This is a genomic window from Amycolatopsis sp. NPDC048633 (assembly GCF_040650695.1).
Classification (GTDB): domain Bacteria; phylum Actinomycetota; class Actinomycetes; order Mycobacteriales; family Pseudonocardiaceae; genus Amycolatopsis.
Map to the genome: position 1 here is coordinate 146,474 of NZ_JBEZHS010000013.1, position 18,050 is coordinate 164,523.

Below are 18,050 nucleotides of genomic sequence, written 5' to 3' on the forward strand. Positions count from 1 at the left end.
CAGCTCTGCAGTTCGGACCGCACCTGGTAGCCATGCGCGCCGCCGGAGAGGTGCACGATACCGAGTACCAGGAGCTTCGTCGCCGACATGCGCCCACCTCCGCTCAATCTGCTCGGACTCGCTCCGCGCTGCTCAACAAGTTCAATCGCCTCGGCAGCCAGCGCAAGCGCTGCCCGCGCTCGGTTCACTCACTTGCAGGCTCCAGCATATGAGCATCCCGGTACTGACCGCGGTGAGCACGCCGAACCCGATGCGGGCTGACCGTGCCGGAGGCGGCGACATCGCGCGATCTGGTGTTCGCCGGTGCGGCGCTGCACAACGCCGTCGAGCGGGCAGACACCGAGGTGGCGGGCGATACCGCGCGGCTCGCTGCACTGCTGCGCTGCTTTCCCGCAGCCGTGCGGTATCCGGCGCCACAGGACCCCGGGCCGCCGGATCCCGTGTCGCCGGGCCCCGTTTCACCTGGCCCCGGGTCACCGAACGCCGAACTCCCGGATACCGCCGTCAGCGCAGGAAGTCGTCGGGGGTGAGCGGCAGTCCGCGGACCCCGGACACCGGTGGCGAGGTTACGCCGGCCGACAGTTCAGCCTCCGCGGGCTCGCGGAACTCATCGCCGAGACGACGACGCACCACTTGGATAGCCACCCGCAGCTCAACGCCTGGCGCTGGTCCACGACCGAGCATGATCGACTTGTTGCAGTAGCCCACCCCCAACCGGACACCATCAGCTCGTGCTGAGCGGAGTCCGTGTGCGTATTGGTCGTGTCCGGAGGGGTGTGGTAACTCAGGACATCGGAATGGGGTGTCGCACGACATCGGAATAGGTGGCTGTGACCAGGCTGGGGGATGTCGAAACGTCGTCTGGTCGTCACTGCCGTGCTTGCCGGGGCTAGCCAGTCGCAGGCCGCTCGGGACCACGGTGTTTCGCAGGGCTGGATCAGCCGGGTCATGGCTCGCTACCACCTTGAGGGCGAGGCCGCGTTCCAGCCGCGCTCGCGCCGCCCCCACACCACACCGACAGCCACCCCGGCCGAGACCGTGGAGAAGGTGCTGCGGCTACGCAAACAACTCGTCGAGGACGGCCTGGACGGCGGCGCGGACACCATCCGACGTCAGCCTAATCCACGGGTCTCGCTGGAAGGATGTCGTTATGCCCAAGCCGTATCCGCGGGAGTTCCGTGACGATGTGGTCGCGATCGCCCGCAAGGGCACCTCGCCCCTCGATCGACTCGGCGTCTCAGACTGCCGCAACCACCTGGCGTGCCCTGACGACCCACAACGCGGAACGCCTCTTTCCGCGACTGCGAGCGGCGTGAGGCGGCCTTCTGTCCCGCGCGATCTGAACGCGCGGGACAGAAGTGATGCGCGAATGTGCCGTCAGGCCACGCAGTTCGCCAGCTCGGGACTCGGCGCGGGAACCCCCTGCGGCCCGAAGAACAGCTTGGCGCAGGCGCTCAGGAACGCCGTGTTCTCCTCGGCGATCCAGTGTCCGCTGTCCGGCGCGACGACGCCGCGAACGTCGTCGCCCACCTGCCTGAACGAGTCGGCGACGACCGTGCCGAAGGAGAACTCCGCGCCCATCGCCAGTACCGGCATCCGCAGGCGCTTGTGTGCGTTGGCACGGTTGTCGGCGGCGTCGCCCGCGAACGCCCGGTAGTACCCGTAGCCCGCGGTCCGGCGCGCCGGACTCGCGTAGGCCTCGAAGGAGGCCGCCTGGTCGATGCGGTCGGGATGCCGTGCGCTGCTGAAGAGGAAGCCGAGGTACGTCGACACGTCGTCGTTGTCGATCAGCCTCTCCGGGACCGGAGCGGCGGTCTGGTTCAGGCCGAGGTGGAAGCTGACCCCGTAGAGTTCTTCGAGGCCGAACCCGGACAGCGGCGTCGACAGCGCGGCCATCCGGACGACCTCGGTCGGATAGTCGCGGGCGTACGGGTAGGCCACGAGCGAACCGACGTCGTGGGCGAGAAGGGAAACCTGACTGAAGCCCAGCTTGTGGACACCCTCGCGAATGCGCTTGGCGGTGGTCACCTTGTCATAGCCGCCTGCCGGAATTTTCGAGTCGCCCAGTCCAGGCAGGTCGAACGCGATGACGGTGTGGTTCTGGGCGAGGGACGGCATGACCTTCGCCCACGAGCGCCAGGTCTGCGGCCAGCCGTGCAACAGCACCAACGGCGGTCCGGACCCGCCGCGGACGTAGTACAGCGTGGTGCCCTCCACGGCAACGGTTCCGTGGCTGAAACCCGGGAGATCCCCGGACCCCGACCGGTCGGCCACCGGCGGCTCGGCACTGGCGGCCGAACCGGCCAAGAGGACGACCGCGGCCAGGGCGGCGTAGACGCTTCGGCTCGCACGCCGAAAAGCGCTGGTTTTTCGAAACACTCGACTCTCCTTGGATTAGGCAGCACGTAGTGATTTTTTTGCGCGGACACCGTCACCTGGCACCTATCGTCGAGCTGTTCGAGGGCGGTGGTCATCTCGGTGCACAGCTGGTCGATGAACACACTCGGGTCCAACAGCTTGCGCAACTCGCGATAGTGCTCCTGACGGCGCTGGGCGAAGTCGGCCGGCAGATCCTGTTCGGGGTTGCGCCACGCCTCAGCGCCGGCCACCCAGATCTCCTTGCACCGCAACAGCTCCCGCAGCGCCTGGAACGTGGCAACCTCGTACACCGTCCGGGCCACCCGCTGTCGCGTACCGGCGGATCAGCGCCAACGCCTCGATACTCCAGCATATCCAGCAGCGGGACCAGTCCGCGTCGGCAGTGCCCGGGTAGGAGGCGCGCAGCGTGGTCCGCACGGTGCGCCGATACACCGCGCCCTTGGTCTTGAACTCGTGTACCAACTCTCGTATCGTCGTCTCGCCGCCGGGAACACCACCTCTCGGACCGCGTCATCGGGACGCTGCAGAGAGCATCGGCAATCTGAAAGAGGACGTTCTCCTTACCGGTCACCTTCTGCACTACGACGGGCGCGGGGTCTGCCGTGCCTACGAGATGGCGATGAGCGATCACGAATGGAAGCTCTGGCGCAACGCTGACCCGCACCCGCAGCGCTTTATGGCGACGATCAGCCCGGATGGCAACACGATCACAGGTCGCTGGGAGAAGGCCACCGATGGTGAGACCTGGGAAACCGACCTTGATCTGATTTATCGCCGAGCGACCTGAATGCAGAGCTCACCCCCAGGTGCGAGCGCGCCGTGAGGCGCTGATGCTCAGGCGGACTTGAGATCCTCGCTGTCGCCCTCTCGCCGCAGCTCGGCGTCGAGCTGGACGCACCGGTCGTACTCGGGCAACAGTCCTTGCCGGGCGGCGTCCTCGAGCGAGATGGCGTCCCGGTCCCGGGGCGAGAGGATCATCTCCACCCCGTCCGGGATCGGCAGCGCCAATCGAGGGTCCAGCGCCGAGACTGCGAGTTCGTTCTCGGGGACGTAGCTGCCATTCAGCATGTAGGACATCACCGTATCGTCCTCGAGGGCGATGAAGGCGTGTCCGACCCCCACAGGGAAGTACACCGACCGGAACGATTCCTGGTTCATCTCGACGCACTCCCACCGTCCGTAGGTCGGTGAGCCCACGCGCAGATCGACGACGATGTCCAGGGCGCTACCGTGGGCGCAGCTCACATACTTCGCGACTCCGGGCGGCGTTCGGGTGTAGTGGATCCCGCGGAGCGCCCCGCGCCGGGACCGGCTCTGGTTGGCCTGTCGCACGGGAAACGTGTGCTGGCCCCGCGCCTGGGCGAGTGCGGGTCCCTGGAACGGTGCCACGAAGAGCCCCCGCTCGTCGGGGTACGCCGAGGGCGTGAACTCGAGCGCACCCTCGACAGCCAGTTCTCGGATCTCCACGTGTCTACTCCTCTTTCGTCGAGCCGTCTCAGATTCTGCCCAGCACGTCACGAAGGGCGTCGACGGTGCGGTCCTGGTCGTCGCGCCGCAGCGAAGCAAACATCGGCAGGGAAAAGATCTCGCCCGCGAGTTTCTCCGTTACCGGTAGCGAGCCCTCTCGGTACCCGAGATGGGCGAATCCCGTCATCAGGTGAACCGGCCACCGGTAGCTGACGTTCAGCTGAACATCATGCTCCCGCATCGCCGCGATGATCGAATCGCGTGCCGGGTGCCTCACCACGTAGACGTAGTAGACGTGCTCGTTTCCCTTCACGGTCGACGGCAGCGTCAGCGCGGTATCGCCAAGATCGCGCTCGTAGCGCGCTGCGACCGCGCGTCGTTGGTCGATGTAGCGATCCAGCCGGGTGAGCTTCTTCCGCAAAATCTCGGCGTGCACTTCGTCGAGTCGACTGTTGTGCGCCGGCGTCGCGACGGTGTGGTATTCGGACTCCATGCCGTAGAAGCGCAAGCGGCGCAGTGCACGGTCGGTCTCCTCGTGCGGCGTCAGCACCGCACCGCCGTCGCCGTACGCACCGAGGACCTTGGTCGGGTAGAACGAGAAGCTGGAGGCATCCCCCCAAGTACCGGCAACATTGTTATGCTGGCGGGCGCCGTGGGCCTGGGCGCAGTCCTCGACCACGACCAGTCCGTGCTCACGGGCGATCGCGCCCACAGCGGCCATGTCGACGCACTGTCCGTATAGATGGACCGGGACGATCGCCTTGGTCCGAGCCGTGATCGCAGCACTGATGAGGGTCGTGTCCATCAGGAAGTCATCCTCGCGGACGTCGACGAAGACCGGTGTCGCACCTGTCGACACGATTGCGACAACGGTGGGAGCCGCGGTATTGGACACGGTGATGACTTCGTCTCCCGGACCGATCCCAAACGCCTCCAGCGCAAGCTTGATGGCGTTCGTGCCGTTGTCGACGCCTACGCAGTGTGCGACGCGATGGTAATCGGCGAACTCCTGCTCGAAATTGTGCACGCTCTTACCGAGGATGAGCTTTCCGGAGCTGAAGACCGTGTCGACACACTCGAGTATCTCCTCGCGCTCCCGCTGGTACTCGTCGAGATAGCCCCATACGTGGACCGTCATCGTCAACTCCATTTCTGCTTTCGGTCGCGGGGCGTCTTATCGCGGGTTCCCGGAGGCCGACGACACCGCATTGCGGAACTCCGCGGCAATGCGTTCTACGTCAGCGTCGGTCAGCGCCTGGTGCAGGGGCAGGCAGAGCGTCCGGTCGACAGCGCGCTCGGCGCGGGGCAGGCTCGCCGCCGATCCGTAAGCCCGGACACGGTGCAGTGCCGGGTAGCGGAATGTGGTGTAGATGCCGCGTTCGAGGAGCGTTCGCGCCACCCGGTCGCGCACCTCGGTCTCCATCTGGACCCAATACAAGTAATAGGACGACCTGTGGTCGGCGGGGAGCGGCGGGGGAGTGCGAACACCGGTCAAGTCGACGAGTTCGCGGTCGTAGAATTCGGCGACCGCCCTGCGGCGCTTGACGAATGCCTCCACCTTGGGGAGCTGCACCAGCCCCATCGCCGCCTGCATGTCATTCATGACCGAGCGGCCGGAGAACGACGAGACCTCGAACTCCCACCAGCGCGACTCGACCAGGGGGGCTTGCGACAGCCCGCTGAACTGTTCCAGCCCCAGGTACGCCAGCTTCCTGGCGCGCGCGGCCATCTCGGGGTCGCGGGCCCACAGGATGCCACCGTCGCCGGTGACCAGAATCTTCATGCTGTCGAAGCTCCACAGCCCGATATCGCCCACGGTTCCACACGCCTGCTCGCCTACGCGCGACGCGACCGAGCAGGCCGAATCCTCGATGAGCAGGATGCCGCGCTCCCGGCACAGACGGGCGATCTCGACGACATCGCCCGGGTAGCCTCCGTAGTGGAGAAGGACCACTGCCCGGGTCCGCGGGGTCAGTGCTGCCTCGACGTCGTCCACGGTCGGGTTCAGAGTCCGCTCGTCGACATCGCAGAAGACAGGACGCGCACCCGTCGCGGCCACTGCATTGCCCGCGGCGACGTAGCTGACGGTCGGCAGCACTGCCTCACAGTCCGGGCCGAGGTCGGCGAGCTTCGCAGCCATGAACAGGCCTGCCGTGCACGAACTGATCGAGGTCACCTGTTCGGCGTCGACACCGAGGTGCCCAGCGAACGCCTGCTCGAAAGCATCCGCCCGAGGACCCTTGCCCAACCAGGACGAGTCGAAGACCTCTGCGAGCGCGGCAAGTTCGTCCTCGCCCACTGTCGGCTGGAAGATTCTGATCACCAAGGCCTCCTGTGCTCCGACGTCTCCAGCCGGTGGCTGGTCCTTTTCGTCTGTGTAGAATGAGTATGCAGATCACCGTTGCCCGTGACCAGGCTGCCGTGCACTCGCCGACTATGAGAATCTCACGAAACCGGTGGGATCGGTCCAGGTTCGATCCGTGGATTCATCCGTTTCGCCGTCCGATGGACCGTGATACTCTTTTTAACAATCATTTGAGGGAACAGCCTTTCGACGTGGCACGATGCGAATCGACCAACGTCCGACTTGACGCCTCACAAAAACTCGCACAAACAAGGTGAGCTATCGGAGGAGTACTCGTGGCCGAAGTAACCCCAAGCGAGCACGGGAAACGAGCGGTTATCGGGCTCGTCATCCTGGCGCTGCCGACGCTGATGATGGCCATGGATCTCAGCATTCTGTACGTGGCGGTGCCGGCTCTGTCGGTAGATCTCGGTGCAAACTCGACGGAGCAGTTGTGGGCTCTGGACCTCTACGGTTTCGTGGTCGCCGCACTCCTGATCACCATGGGGAATCTCGGTGATCGCATCGGACGTCGGCGCCTGCTTCTGATTGGGGCGAGCGCGTTCGCCGTGGTGTCGGCGGTGGCCGCGTACTCGCCGAGCATTGAGGTGCTGATCGCGGCGCGTGGTGTACTCGGTGTCGCCGGAGCGACTCTCATGCCTTCGACGCTGGCGCTCCTCAACAGCCTGTTCACTGACAAGCGGCACCATGCCATGGCCATCGGCGCCTATATGAGCTGCTTCATGGGCGGTATCGCGCTCGGCCCGGTCGTCGGCGGCGTACTGCTCGAGCACTTCTGGTGGGGCTCAACGCTCCTCCTCCCAGTACCTGTGATGGTCCTACTGGTGGTGGCCGCTCCTTTCCTGCTGCCCGAGGCGCGGGGCGGCGAGATCCGCGGCCGCATTGACCTGCGCAGCGTCGTACTCTCGCTCGTCGCGATCCTCCCGTTCGTCTACGGCGTGAAGGAGATCGCCAAGAATGGCCTCACGGGCGTCGCCGTCCTTGCCCTCGTCGTCGGGGTACTCGCGGGCGTAATATTCGTGCGGCGGCAGAGTCGTCTCGCCGAGCCGCTACTCGACGTCTCGCTGTTCCGCAACCGGGTCTTTGCCTCGGCAGCGACCCTCATGTTGTTGATGGGGATCATGTCCGGGTACGCCTTCCTCGTCGCGCTGTACCTCCAATCGGTGGCCGGTTACTCCCCGCTCACGACGGGCTTGTGGCTGATCGCCCCCACGTTCGCAGGCATGGTCGGGTCCATGCTGGCCCCGGCGTTCACGCGCCGCATCCCGCCGGGCAAAGTGATCGTTTCGGGCATGATCATCTCGGTGCTCGGGCTCGTCGCAGTGACCCAGGTTGGCCCGGAGAGCGGCGTGGCCCTGCTCATGTCCGGGTTCATGGTGGCGTCGCTGGGAGCCGGTCCGGCGGGCGCATTGGGAGCCGGGCTCATCATGACTTCGGCTCCGCAGGAGAAGGCGGGCTCGGCGGCTGCTGTCTCAGAGACCAGTGGCGACTTCGGTGTCTCCCTCGGCATTGCCTTGACAGGCAGCATCGCCGCGGCCATTTACCGCAGCGCCTTCAGTGACCCTGTTCCGGGCGTCGACGCCGCATCGACCGCACGGGAGAGCGTCGCCGGCGCGATGTCGGTGGCCCAGGGTATCCCAGGGCCGGCCGGCGAGGAGCTGGCGCGTAGGGCGGCCGAGGCATTCACCGATGGGCTCAACGTGGCCGCCGCTTTCGGGGGTGTAGTCGCGCTCGTTCTCGCAGTCGTCGCGGGCATCTCGCTGCGCCACGTCCCGGCCCACGGGGACGGCAAGGACGGGGCCGACGACGCCGGCACCGCCTCGCCCACGGATACGGATGCGTCGACCGACGACCGCGGCACTATTCGCGACCTCGTGGACGAGCAGGGCATCAACGGCGCTGAAGACACCGGGCATTCGCGGACGAGCCGATGACGTACGGAGCCGATTTCGTCGAGATCTACGAGACGGTCTACGAGGCCCGTGGCAAGGACTGGGTGCGTGAGGCCGAGGCGGTCGTCGCGCTCGTGCGCGAGCGGTATCCGCAAGCCGGATCGTTGCTCGACGTGGCCTGCGGGACAGCAGCCCACCTGGAGACGTTCGCACAGCTGGTGGGTGACGTCGAGGGGCTTGAGCTCTCCGAGCCGATGTTGCGGCGCGCATGGGACCGCTTCCCGTCCCGGGTGCACCGCGGCGACATGCGCAACTTCCGGCTGCCGCGCCGGTTCGACGCCGTCACCTGCCTGTTCCATGCCATTGGGTACGTTGAGAGCCGCGAGGAACTCCATGCGGCGATCCAGGCGATGGCCCAACACTTGGTTCTCGGCGGCGTGCTCGTCATCGAGCCCTGGTGGTTCCCCGAAAATTTCCTCGACGGGTACCTCGCCGCCGACGCGGCGCATGTCGAGGGGAGTGCAATCGCTCGGGTATCGCACACCTCGAGCCAAGGTCGTCACTCGCGGCTCGAGTCCCGGTACCTGATCGCCCGCGCCGAAGGGATCCGGGAGGTCACCCAGGTCCACGAACTCATGCTCTTCACCCGGGATGAGTACATGCAGGCCTTCGATGAAGCCGGCTGCCCCGCAACGTACTACGCCGAAGGCATCAACGGGCGGGGCATCTTCGTCGGAGTCAAGGGTTCCAGCACCGAAACCCGCCCTGTGCGGAGCCGGGACGGTGGAGCGAGCCCGGAGCCGTCGCGCACTCAGGCCTCGCGCCAAGGCGAGGGGGAGCCGTCATGAGACACCCTCTGACAACCTCAGGCCGCCGAAGGCGGCTGCAGGGCCTGGCGGCGGTTGGCCAGGGTGCGCAGGGCCGTGTGGTGGCTCTTGCCCGCCGCGATTTTCCCGTCGTAGAACTGGCGCGCCCAGATGCTGCGGGTCAGGCTGCAGAAGGTCCACTGGTGCACGGCGGTGCCCAGGTAGTGGTTGTGCGCCAGGCGGCGGGCGATGACGAATTCGCTGCGGCCGGAGCGGCGGGTGTAAGCACCGAGAGCGTTCCCCGGAGGTTCCAGCCATGAAAGAAGGTAGTCCTATCAGTACCTTCGGTTCAGTGCGCTCCCTGGACGGGACGCAGATCGCGTACGAGCGCTTCGGCAGTGGTCCCGCCGTGGTGCTCGTGTGTGGGGCGATGGACGACGGCACCGAGAACGCTCCGCTCGGTCTCGAACTCGCGTCGCGGTTCACCGTTTACAACTACGCGCGGCGCGGCCGGGGCGACAGCGGGGACGTCGCACCGTACGCCGTTCGCCGCGAGATCGAGGACTTGGCCGCGGTGATCGACGAAGCCGGCGGATCGCCACATGTCTTCGGGGCGTGCTCAGGTGGGGCGCTGGCGTTGGAAGCGGCGGCGGCTGGTGTCGCGATGAACAGGCTGGTCGTCTACGACTTGCCCTACGACATGGGTGCGGACGCGGCGGTTCAGCATAGTCGGTACATACAGCGCGTACGAGCCCTGCTCGACGAGGGCCGGCGGGCCGAGGCATTCGAGCTCTCGATGCGCGCTTGGGGCTCGCCGGAGGAGTCGGTGCGGCGAGCAAGGAAGCATCCGAAGTGGTCACACCTGATCAGTCTGGCTCATACGCTACCTTACGACGCCGCCTGCATGGGGACCACCAATCAGCCACCGGCCGAGCGATTCTCACGGATCGGCGTGCCCACGCTCGTGCTCAACGGCAGCGCGTCGCAGGACCACCCGACAATGAGCGAGCTCCGACCGAACTTCTTTGGTGAGGCGGCCGACGCCGTCGCCGCCTGTGTCCCCTCGGCACAGCGCGGCGTCGTCGCCGAAGGACCGCACGTCATCGACGCCGAGAGGCTGAAGGGCCCGATCGGCGACTTCCTGCTCGACGAGTCCCCTGCCCGCACAACCATGTGAATGGAGAGTCCATGCGTGTCATGATCACGTGCTTTCCGGCGCCCGCTCACTTCTGGCCGCTCGTACCCTACGCGTGGGCGTTGCAGAGCGCGGGTCACGACGTGCGTGTGGTGGCGCCGTCCGGGTTCCCCTCCCCCACCGGCATCATATCCACGGACTTCGCGCAGCGCGTAACCGAGTCCGGCATCGCCGCTGTGTCCTGTGGGCCGCCGACACCGCTGGCGGTACACGATTGCGACGACCCGGGCTTCGCCGACGTGCTCCCGAACCCGGACGAGACCGAGCGGTACGTGCGGGCGTTATCCGTGCACGAGCGCGTCGAGCGTGACATGTGGGACGTCTTCTACCACTACGCGATCCTCGCCATCCGGAACTACCAACCGCCGCGGCCGCGCGAAGACATCGACGAGATCGTCGCTTTCGCGAAAGACTGGCGCCCGGATCTCGTGCTGTGGGAGCCGTGGTTCCCCTGCGGCGCGGTCGCAGCCAAGGCGAGCGGAGCGGCCCATGTCCGTACCCTCATCTCTCCCGACTACACAGCGTGGGCTCACGAGCGGTTCGTGAGCAGGGGACTGCCGAGCATGCTGGCGGAGGCGATGCAACCGCTGGCCGAGCACCACGGCGTGACGGTCGACAACGAGCTGTTGCTGGGGCAGGCGACGCTCGATCCGATCCCCGCGGGCATGCGGCTACCCACCCGGACTCCCACCGTTCCCGTCCGGTACCTGCCCTACAGTGGCGCGAGCGTGTCCGAGCACTGGTTGCGGGACGAACCACAGCGACCGCGAGTGGCGATCAGTCTCGGGGTCTCCGCCCGGGCCGTCGACAAGGGCGACAGCACGGGCCGGATCCCGGCGCTGCTCGAGGCGGTGGACGGGCTGGACGTCGAGGTAATCGCAACCCTCAACAAGGACCAGCTCTCCGACCAGGTCGAGACGCTGCCGGACAACGTTCGCGCCGTGGACTACGTCCCTTTGTCACAACTGCTGCCGACCTGCTCCGCGCTGGTCAACCACGGGAGCTTCGGGACCGTCATAGCTGGTCTCTCCCATGCCGTACCGCAGATAGTGTGCGACACCGACGAGCCGACGAGGTTGTTCGGCCGCGCGACCCCGGACGGCGTCGAGTGGGATCGAACGTCGCCCAAACAAGGCTACTCGACCCTCACAGCGAACTACCTGGCCGACCGGGGTGCGGGGAGCCGACTCGACCACCAGAAGCAGTCAATCTCCGAGATCCGCTCGATGCTGCGTCGCGTCGTCGAGGACCCCGGAGTGCGCGACGCTGCGCTCCGACTTCGGGAGGAGGAGTGGGCGTCGACACCGACTCCCGCACAACTCGTGCCGTGGCTCGAGAAACTCGCCCAGGAAGGCTGATTGTGGATCTCGACTCCCGGAGTGAGTAGACATCGGTGTCTGGCAGATTCCGCCGTAACCTGACTTGGCTCGCGGATTGCGTGCTGGCGGGGTCGTGGGTCGCTGACCTGCGGTTCGGTGGCGTGGCCGGTGAAATTGGGGCTCTAAGCCTCGATCCACCGACCAGGTCGGTCGGTTGAGCGCGCCGTTGAACGAGAAAGCCCTTGCGGGGCGGGAGAATCGGAGTTCTTCAGGCAACGATTCGACTGAAACGCAAGGGCATCTCGGCGGCGCATTCGGACTGGCGCTGCTGGTCACTCTGGCCGTCCGATCAGTCCGGGCGCGGGAGAACCCCAGGACCTGGCGCACCGCCGAGCGCAGGTTGTCGTAGCGGACCTTGCCGGTCGGAATCCCGCCCAGCACGCTGAAGGCGTGCACGTGTCCCTCCAGGAACGCCTCCTGCCCGCAGGAGGCGAACACCCGGTGCACCGCCTTGCCGGAGAACGACAACCGGAAGGTGAACAGATAAGAGCAGGTGGACCGGCCGGCCAGCCGCACCCAGACCTCGCCGAAGTCGACCTCGGCGTCCGCGTCCGGCCGATGAGCCTGCGGGATGAACACCTCGGTCGGCTCCCGGCCCGCCTCGCGCCGGACCTCGGCGCTGCGCAGCCCACGTAGTCCGACACCGTCGCATACGAGATGCCTTCCATCTCGTGCTCAGCGACCAGCCGATCGAAGATCCGCCTCGCGGTATGCCGCTGCTTGCGAGGAGCGTCCAGATCCGCACGCAACATCGCGTCAACCGCCGGCTTGAACGGATCCAGCCGAGACCGACGCGGCGGCTGCTTCTTCCGCGGCTTCGGAAACGCCGAGGTCAACGCTTCGCGCACCGGATGGCGATACACCTGATACTTGCGCGCCAGAGCCCGAACCGACAAGCCCTCGATCCTCGAGTCCCGCCGGATCGCCGCGAACAACTCGACCTTGCTCCGTTGCACGCTGCGCCTCCACGGTCAACAGCGACGGCATCCTCCTTCGATGACCTTGGTGGGGCCAGAACTCACCCTTCAAACCACGCTGGGTGTGTTGGCCTGGTCGCAATATCGAAGACGCAGCCTTCGTTGGCGGCTGGAAGACTCAGAGGGTAGGGCAGGCCGGAGCGGCATGGACTTGTGCAGGCCGGCAGTCCTGCCGCGCCGGGAAATATTCCGATGGGAGCTTCGATATGGCCTCTACACTGGCAGAGACCTTTTTGAATCAGGTTCGCCGGCGGCCCGAAGCGGTTGCCGTGCGGTCAGCCGACGGGTTTCTGACCTTCGATGAACTGAACCGCCGGGCCAATCGCTTAGCCAACCTTCTGATCGAGCGTGGAGTGGAAGCAGAGCAGCCCGTAGCGGTGTGTTCCGGCCGGTCCTTCGACCTGGTCGTTGCGACACTCGCGGTGATCAAGGCGGGCGCCACGTATGTGCCCCTGGCCACAACGATGCCGACGGAGCGACTGCGGTCCATCAGCGACCAACTCAAGGTGCGGATGGTAATCACCGACGGTTCGACGCCCGCGGCCACGCTGTCCAGCTTCGGCGAGGTGATCACGGCCGGTGACGCTGAACAAACGCAAGAGTCCGAACCGGTGGTTTCGGTAGCTGAGGACCAGCTTGCCTACGTTCTCTTCACTTCAGGATCGGGTGGCGCGCCTAAAGGTGTCGGAGTTTCTCACCGCAGTGTGATCGGGCTCATCGAAGACCAGACCTGGAACGATCCAGTGTTTAGTCGGATTCTCATGATCGCGCCGTATGCATTCGGAATGTCAACGTTTGAATTGTGGGCACCGTTATTGCGCGGTGGACAAATTGTCCTGGCACACCCGGGCGAGTTCGACATCGATGCGCTGCGCGACGATCTCAAGCGGGGCGACGCGACCGCAGTTCACTTGACATCGGGGCTCTTCAGGCTCGTTGCCGAGGAGGATCCTGCCTGTCTTTCATCCGTGCGTGAAGTCATGACCGGTGGTGACGTCGTCTCGCCAGAGGCGGTGCGTCGGATCCTTTCCGCAAATCCGGATATCCGGGTTAGAGTGATGTACGGACAGACTGAGACCACTCTGTTCGCCACCCAGTTGCCGTTGACGCAGCACGCGCAGGTCGGTGCTTTCGTCCCGCTCGGTCAGGCTCTCGATGACAAGCGACTTCACGTGCTCGATGAGAGCTTGAACCGAGTGGCCGAAGGTGGGGTCGGCGAACTGTACGTTGCGGGCGGCTGCCTGGCGCGGGGGTATGTCGGCCGCCCTGATCTCACTGCGGAGCGGTTCGTTGCGGACCCGTTCGGCGCTCCGGGCGAGCGGATGTTTCGTACCGGTGATCTGGTCCGGCAGACCGCCGGCGGTTCGCTCGAGTTCGTCGGGCGGGCTGACCAGCAGATCAAGATCCGTGGCTTCCGGGTCGAGCTGGGAGAGGTCGAGGCCGCACTTCGAACGCATCCGGCCGTGGCGGATGCGGTGGTCGTCGGCACCTCGAGCGACGAGGATCAGCGGTTGGCCGCCTACGTCGTCCCCAGTGCGGGCGGCGTCGACTTCGGCGGGCTGCGCACCCACCTGGCCAGGGCTCTGCCCGATTACATGGTGCCCGCCGCGTTCACCGCCATCGACGCGATCCCGGTGACCGTCAACGGGAAGGTGGATCGAGATGCTCTGCCGGAGCCGGAGTTCGACCGGGCCAAGCAACATCGTGCGCCGCTCAGCCCACGTCAGGAAACGCTGTGCGCCATCTTCGGCAAGACCTTGAACGTCGACCAAGTCGGCCTCGACGACAGCTTCTTCGATCTGGGCGGTCAATCGCTCCAGGCGGCGCGACTCGTGTTGCGCATCGAGGCTGAGCTGGGCGTGAAGCTCAGCGTAGTGGAGATATTCGATATCCCCACCGTCGCGCTCATTGACCAGCACATCACCGCGATTGACGGCGACCAGGTCGCCAGGGTGAGCTAACAGGAAGGATTCCGGATATGTCGAACCCGTTCGACCGCGAGGACGGCCAGTTCACCGTGCTGGTCAACGAAGCCGGTCAACACTCCCTCTGGCCCGAGTTCGTGGCGGCGCCCGCGGGCTGGCGGGTGGCCCTCGCTGCGACAGATCGCACGTCCTGTCTGCGTTACGTCGCGACGAACTGGACCGACCTCCGCCCTCGTGGTGCTGGCCGCAACCAGGGTGCGGCGTGATGGCGCTCGAGCAGAACTCTGTCTACACGGGCATGAGGGTCGACCACGTCCGGTTCTTCGTCGAGGATTCCGCATCAGCGGCGGACCTGTGGACCCGAGGCTATGCCTTGTCGGAGTTCCAGCGGATCGAAGACGGCCGAAGCCGCACCGTCGGAGTTGGGCGCGGTGACATCCGGTTGCTGCTCACCGAGCCGCGTGTACCTGACCATCAGGCCGCCATCTACCTCTCCCGACACGGAGACGGAGTCGCCGACATCGGGCTCGGCGTGGCCGACGCTCGGACTGCGTTCCACGAGGCGGTAAGTCGCGGCGCTGTACCGCTACACGGGCCAACCGAAGATGACGGGGTAGTGACGGCGCGCATCTTGGCCTTTGCGGATGTCGCCCATACCTTCGTGCAGCGCGCCGCGAGCGGACCGCTTCCCCTGGTCGGTTCGCCTTCCGCGCGTGACATCGGCGATGCTGCTATCGACCATTTCGCTGTCTGCCTGCCCGGCGGGCAGCTCGATTCGACCGTGGCGTTCTACGAAGAGGTACTCGACTTCCGCGTCGTGTACCAGGAGAAGATATTCGTCGGTAGACAATCTATGAATTCCAAGGTTGTGCAAAGTACCTCCGGCGCCGTCACCTTCACTCTGATCGAGCCGGACTTGGTCAAGTCGCCAGGCCAGATAGACACCTTCCTGCGCGACCACGCCGGTGCGGGGATCCAGCATTTGGCGCTCCGGGTGCCGCACATTGTGCGGGCGGTCGACCAGGTCCAGGCGGCTGGTGTTCAGTTCCTTTCAACGCCCGGACGGTACTACGACCGCTTGGATGAGCGGATTGACCTGGAAAGGCATTCGATAGAAGATCTGCGCGTACGTGGCATTCTGGCTGATGAGGACCATGACGGGCAGCTGTTCCAGATCTTCGCCAAGCCGGTCGGCCCGCGCAATACCTTCTTCGTCGAGCTGATCGAACGCCTTGGCGCGACAACCTTCGGGAGCGGAAACATCAAGGCGCTCTATGAGGCGGTCATGCAAAACCACGATGCAATCGAGGGCGCAGCATGAGCGATGACACGTTTCCGCTTTCGCACACTCAGTCGCTGGTCGTGGTTGACCCAACAACGCGATCAGCAGCGCCGCGCCACCGGCGTTGAGGTCGACCGCCCAGGTCGGCCCAAAGCTCGGGCACGGTCACTTCCGCATTCGGTTGGGTCATGGTCCCAGCAGACGACCTCGCCGACGTGTCCTTGCACAGCGATCAGCTCGCACATCCCCATCAGCGGTCGAGTCTTCGCGGGGCGCCGGGCGGCCAATCCTCCTGGGCCATCAGCGGCAGAGGCATGAAAGTCATACCCGGCACCCCTGGGTGCCGCGAACCCTACGACCGGCCCGAAACACCTGGCAGAAGGTAAGAAACCATGACGACCATGGACACTTCGACTGGCGCTGGCGAGCGGTGGCCGCTGTCAGCGAATCAAGAGTTCCTATGTGCCCTCGATCAGGGCGACGCCGAGGGGCCGTTTGGTCCTCGTCACCATATCGTCCACGGGTGGCGCATCCATGGACAGGTCGACGTGCAGGCGTTGCAGCGCGCGCTCGATGACATCGTCGTGCGCCACGATGCGTTGCGCTCTGTGATCATCCGTGATCCGGAAGCGCGGTGCCAGGTCGTCCATCAGCCGGCTCCCGCGGAACTGACCGTTCGGGATCTTCCAGGGATCGAGCCGGAAGAGCGGGGACGCCGAATCGACGCCTTGCTTGTCGAGGAGGAGACTGCAGACTTCGACGCATCCTCGGTACCGAAACTTCGCGCGGTCCTCAACCGGTTCGACGACCACGACGCCCTGCTCGTGCTCGTCGTGCACCATGCGGCCGCGGACGGGTGGTCCGTGCAGGTTATCTTTCGCGATATCGCGGCCCGATATGCGACCCGGACCGGACACGGGGGCCATGAGCTCGCAGAGCCGCAGCAGTATCGCGACTTCACGACGTGGCAGCTTGAAAGATTGGGCGGCCCCGCCGAGAATTCGTCGCGTCGTTACTGGCAGGATAAGCTGCGAGGTGGGGAAACCCTGACCATGCCTGCGGACCGGCCGCGATCGAGGGGCTTGCCGCAGACAACAGCCATGTACCGGTTCGAAGTGGACGCTGAGCTGATGGCTGGCGTGTCCGCGCTGGCCAGGGAAGTGCGTGGGTCCTCCTTCATGGTGCTCCTCGCCGCTTTCACGATCGCGGTCAACCGGATGTCCGGAGCGACGGACATCTCCACCCCGACACTGACGCCTGGCCGTGGTTATGGCCGTTTCGACGAGGCGGTCGGTCTATTCTTTAATTTCGTACCGATCCGCGTGGATGTCACGGCATGCGCCAAGTATCGGGACGTGCTGCAGCTCACTCGAAACACCTGCCTGGAGGCATACGTCCACGACATTCCGGCGATCCCGGGCGAAGCACCCGAGTTCATGCGACCGATGATGGTGGACAATGAGGTTCCGATCATCTTCCAAGTCTTTCCTTTTCCCTTCCCTCTCGACGGCACCCGAGTGGGGGACCTGGAGTACAGCGAGATTCGGCGGCGGCTCGGCTCACAATCACGCACGTCGGATATCCCGGACGGCGTATTGTGGACACTCACCGTTGACACGACGGGCGAGCTTATCGGTAATATCGCGTACAAGGACGGGCTCGTTGACCGAAGCTCTATCGCGCAGTGGGTTAGCCGATTCCGTGCTGAACTGAAGAACTTGGTGACCGGCCCCGACGACGTGGTGCTGCTTCTGCGAAGTGCGTCGCGTGATTTGGGCGAGCGATTGGAGCAGCGGTGACGACCCCATTCGACGACAAGTGGGATTTCATGATCTTGTGTCCATGATCTTGGGTCGTGGTTGATCGGTTGTCGATGCGGTTGGTGCCGGACGAGTTGTGGGTGCTGGTGGAGCCGTTGGTTCCGGAGTGCCGGGCTCGCCGGCAGGGTGGCGGGACGGCGCCGTTGCCGGCTCGTGCGGTGTTCACCGCGATCGAGTACGTGGTGACCAGTGGGTGTTCGTGGCGGGATCTGCCGCCGTCGTTCGGGGTACCGTTTCAGGCCGACTGGTCCCGCGTCATCGTTGATGCGGCATCGGTGCGTGCGAAAAGGGGGATCGCTGACCGGGCCGAGTCCGGTCGACCGCGGCAAGCCCGGTTCGGAGATCCACGTCATGTCCGAACGCGGTGGGGTGCCGCTTGTCGTTGGTGTCTCGGCCGCGAACACTAACGACTCCCACGCGCTCAAGCCCCTGGTGAAGGCGATCCCCGCGATCCGATCCCGCCGTGGCCCACGTCGCCGCAAGCCTGGCAAGCTCCACGCGGACAAGGCCTACGACACCAGCGAGAAGCTCGGCCGCCACCGCTGGGTAGGGCAGTGTCTCGG

Annotated in this window: 15 protein-coding genes and 2 pseudogenes; 11 read left to right on the plus strand and 6 right to left on the minus strand. The window is 65.6% G+C overall.

Annotated features, from left to right (window positions below; genetic code table 11):
• A pseudogene (locus AB0C38_RS24065) lies at positions 1-89 on the minus strand (PadR family transcriptional regulator); the annotation flags it as partial.
• 757 nt (positions 90-846) lie between these two features.
• Between AB0C38_RS24065 and AB0C38_RS24070 the strand changes: the two are divergent.
• On the plus strand, positions 847-1,182 hold the full coding sequence (locus tag AB0C38_RS24070; protein ID WP_360677078.1) for a helix-turn-helix domain-containing protein: 336 nt from the start codon (positions 847-849) through the stop codon (positions 1,180-1,182).
• Positions 1,183-1,377: 195 nt separating this feature from the next.
• On the opposite strand, the gene AB0C38_RS24075 is transcribed toward AB0C38_RS24070, so the two are convergent.
• Positions 1,378-2,379 carry an alpha/beta hydrolase gene (locus AB0C38_RS24075; protein ID WP_360677080.1) on the minus strand — a complete coding sequence of 334 codons (1,002 nt, stop codon included), beginning with the start codon at positions 2,377-2,379 and terminating at the stop codon, positions 1,378-1,380.
• 406 nt (positions 2,380-2,785) lie between these two features.
• On the opposite strand from AB0C38_RS24075, the gene AB0C38_RS24080 reads away from it, so the two are divergent.
• Entirely contained in the window at positions 2,786-3,166 is a 381-nt protein-coding gene (locus tag AB0C38_RS24080) for a hypothetical protein (protein ID WP_360677082.1), read from the plus strand.
• Positions 3,167-3,213: 47 nt separating this feature from the next.
• On the opposite strand, the gene AB0C38_RS24085 is transcribed toward AB0C38_RS24080, so the two are convergent.
• Genes AB0C38_RS24085 through AB0C38_RS24095 form a run of 3 tightly spaced genes read right to left on the minus strand, consistent with a single transcriptional unit; the run spans position 3,214 to position 6,169 of the window.
• Positions 3,214-3,846 (minus strand): dTDP-4-dehydrorhamnose 3,5-epimerase family protein, encoded by a 633-nt coding sequence (locus AB0C38_RS24085; RefSeq protein WP_360677084.1) that lies wholly within the window; start codon positions 3,844-3,846, stop codon positions 3,214-3,216.
• Between the two features lie 28 nt (positions 3,847-3,874).
• Positions 3,875-4,984: a DegT/DnrJ/EryC1/StrS family aminotransferase gene (locus tag AB0C38_RS24090; RefSeq protein WP_360677086.1), complete on the minus strand. Its 1,110-nt coding sequence runs from the start codon at positions 4,982-4,984 to the stop codon at positions 3,875-3,877.
• A gap of 36 nt (positions 4,985-5,020) precedes the next feature.
• Positions 5,021-6,169, minus strand: a complete 1,149-nt coding sequence (locus tag AB0C38_RS24095; RefSeq protein WP_360677088.1) for a DegT/DnrJ/EryC1/StrS family aminotransferase — start codon at positions 6,167-6,169, stop codon at positions 5,021-5,023.
• A gap of 317 nt (positions 6,170-6,486) precedes the next feature.
• On the opposite strand from AB0C38_RS24095, the gene AB0C38_RS24100 reads away from it, so the two are divergent.
• Positions 6,487-8,145, plus strand: coding sequence for an MFS transporter (locus AB0C38_RS24100; protein ID WP_360677090.1), 1,659 nt, complete (start codon positions 6,487-6,489; stop codon positions 8,143-8,145).
• Positions 8,142-8,951 carry a class I SAM-dependent methyltransferase gene (locus AB0C38_RS24105; protein WP_360677092.1) on the plus strand — a complete coding sequence of 270 codons (810 nt, stop codon included), beginning with the start codon at positions 8,142-8,144 and terminating at the stop codon, positions 8,949-8,951. The genes AB0C38_RS24100 and AB0C38_RS24105 overlap by 4 nt, the downstream gene beginning before the upstream one ends.
• Positions 8,952-8,968: 17 nt before the next feature.
• Here the strand turns inward: AB0C38_RS24105 and AB0C38_RS24110 are convergent, their stop codons facing one another.
• Complete coding sequence (locus AB0C38_RS24110; protein WP_360677094.1) at positions 8,969-9,118, minus strand: hypothetical protein; 150 nt, start codon at positions 9,116-9,118, stop codon at positions 8,969-8,971.
• 143 nt (positions 9,119-9,261) lie between these two features.
• Between AB0C38_RS24110 and AB0C38_RS24115 the strand changes: the two genes are divergently transcribed.
• The 7 genes and pseudogenes from AB0C38_RS24115 to AB0C38_RS24145 form a co-directional block, all read left to right on the plus strand.
• Positions 9,262-10,086, plus strand: a complete 825-nt coding sequence (locus AB0C38_RS24115) for an alpha/beta fold hydrolase (RefSeq protein ID WP_360677096.1) — start codon at positions 9,262-9,264, stop codon at positions 10,084-10,086.
• A gap of 11 nt (positions 10,087-10,097) precedes the next feature.
• A complete protein-coding gene (locus tag AB0C38_RS24120) occupies positions 10,098-11,462 on the plus strand; it encodes a nucleotide disphospho-sugar-binding domain-containing protein (protein ID WP_360677098.1) in 1,365 nt (454 codons plus the stop codon).
• A gap of 1,204 nt (positions 11,463-12,666) precedes the next feature.
• Positions 12,667-14,421 carry a non-ribosomal peptide synthetase gene (locus AB0C38_RS24125; RefSeq protein ID WP_360677100.1) on the plus strand — a complete coding sequence of 585 codons (1,755 nt, stop codon included), beginning with the start codon at positions 12,667-12,669 and terminating at the stop codon, positions 14,419-14,421.
• A 17-nt stretch (positions 14,422-14,438) separates the two neighbouring features.
• Positions 14,439-14,651, plus strand: coding sequence for an MbtH family protein (locus tag AB0C38_RS24130; protein WP_360677102.1), 213 nt, complete (start codon positions 14,439-14,441; stop codon positions 14,649-14,651).
• A complete protein-coding gene (hppD, locus tag AB0C38_RS24135) occupies positions 14,651-15,706 on the plus strand; it encodes a 4-hydroxyphenylpyruvate dioxygenase (RefSeq protein WP_360677104.1) in 1,056 nt (351 codons plus the stop codon). The genes AB0C38_RS24130 and hppD overlap by 1 nt, the downstream gene beginning before the upstream one ends.
• 353 nt (positions 15,707-16,059) lie before the next feature.
• Entirely contained in the window at positions 16,060-17,466 is a 1,407-nt protein-coding gene (locus AB0C38_RS24140; protein ID WP_360677106.1) for a condensation domain-containing protein, read from the plus strand.
• A 56-nt stretch (positions 17,467-17,522) separates the two neighbouring features.
• A pseudogene (locus AB0C38_RS24145) lies at positions 17,523-18,036 on the plus strand (transposase); the annotation flags it as partial.
• Positions 18,037-18,050 lie beyond the last annotated feature (14 nt).

What these genes read in the sequence shown, in the direction of transcription:
- AB0C38_RS24070 (WP_360677078.1), top strand. Translation starts at nt 847, where the DNA reads ATGTCGAAACGTCGTCTGGTCGTCACTGCCGTGCTTGCCGGGGCTAGC.
- AB0C38_RS24090 (WP_360677086.1), bottom strand. Translation starts at nt 4,984, where the DNA reads ATGACGGTCCACGTATGGGGCTATCTCGACGAGTACCAGCGGGAGCGC.
- AB0C38_RS24105 (WP_360677092.1), top strand. Translation starts at nt 8,142, where the DNA reads ATGACGTACGGAGCCGATTTCGTCGAGATCTACGAGACGGTCTACGAG.
- AB0C38_RS24120 (WP_360677098.1), top strand. Translation starts at nt 10,098, where the DNA reads ATGCGTGTCATGATCACGTGCTTTCCGGCGCCCGCTCACTTCTGGCCG.
- AB0C38_RS24125 (WP_360677100.1), top strand. Translation starts at nt 12,667, where the DNA reads ATGGCCTCTACACTGGCAGAGACCTTTTTGAATCAGGTTCGCCGGCGG.
- AB0C38_RS24130 (WP_360677102.1), top strand. Translation starts at nt 14,439, where the DNA reads ATGTCGAACCCGTTCGACCGCGAGGACGGCCAGTTCACCGTGCTGGTC.
- hppD (WP_360677104.1), top strand. Translation starts at nt 14,651, where the DNA reads ATGGCGCTCGAGCAGAACTCTGTCTACACGGGCATGAGGGTCGACCAC.
- AB0C38_RS24140 (WP_360677106.1), top strand. Translation starts at nt 16,060, where the DNA reads ATGACGACCATGGACACTTCGACTGGCGCTGGCGAGCGGTGGCCGCTG.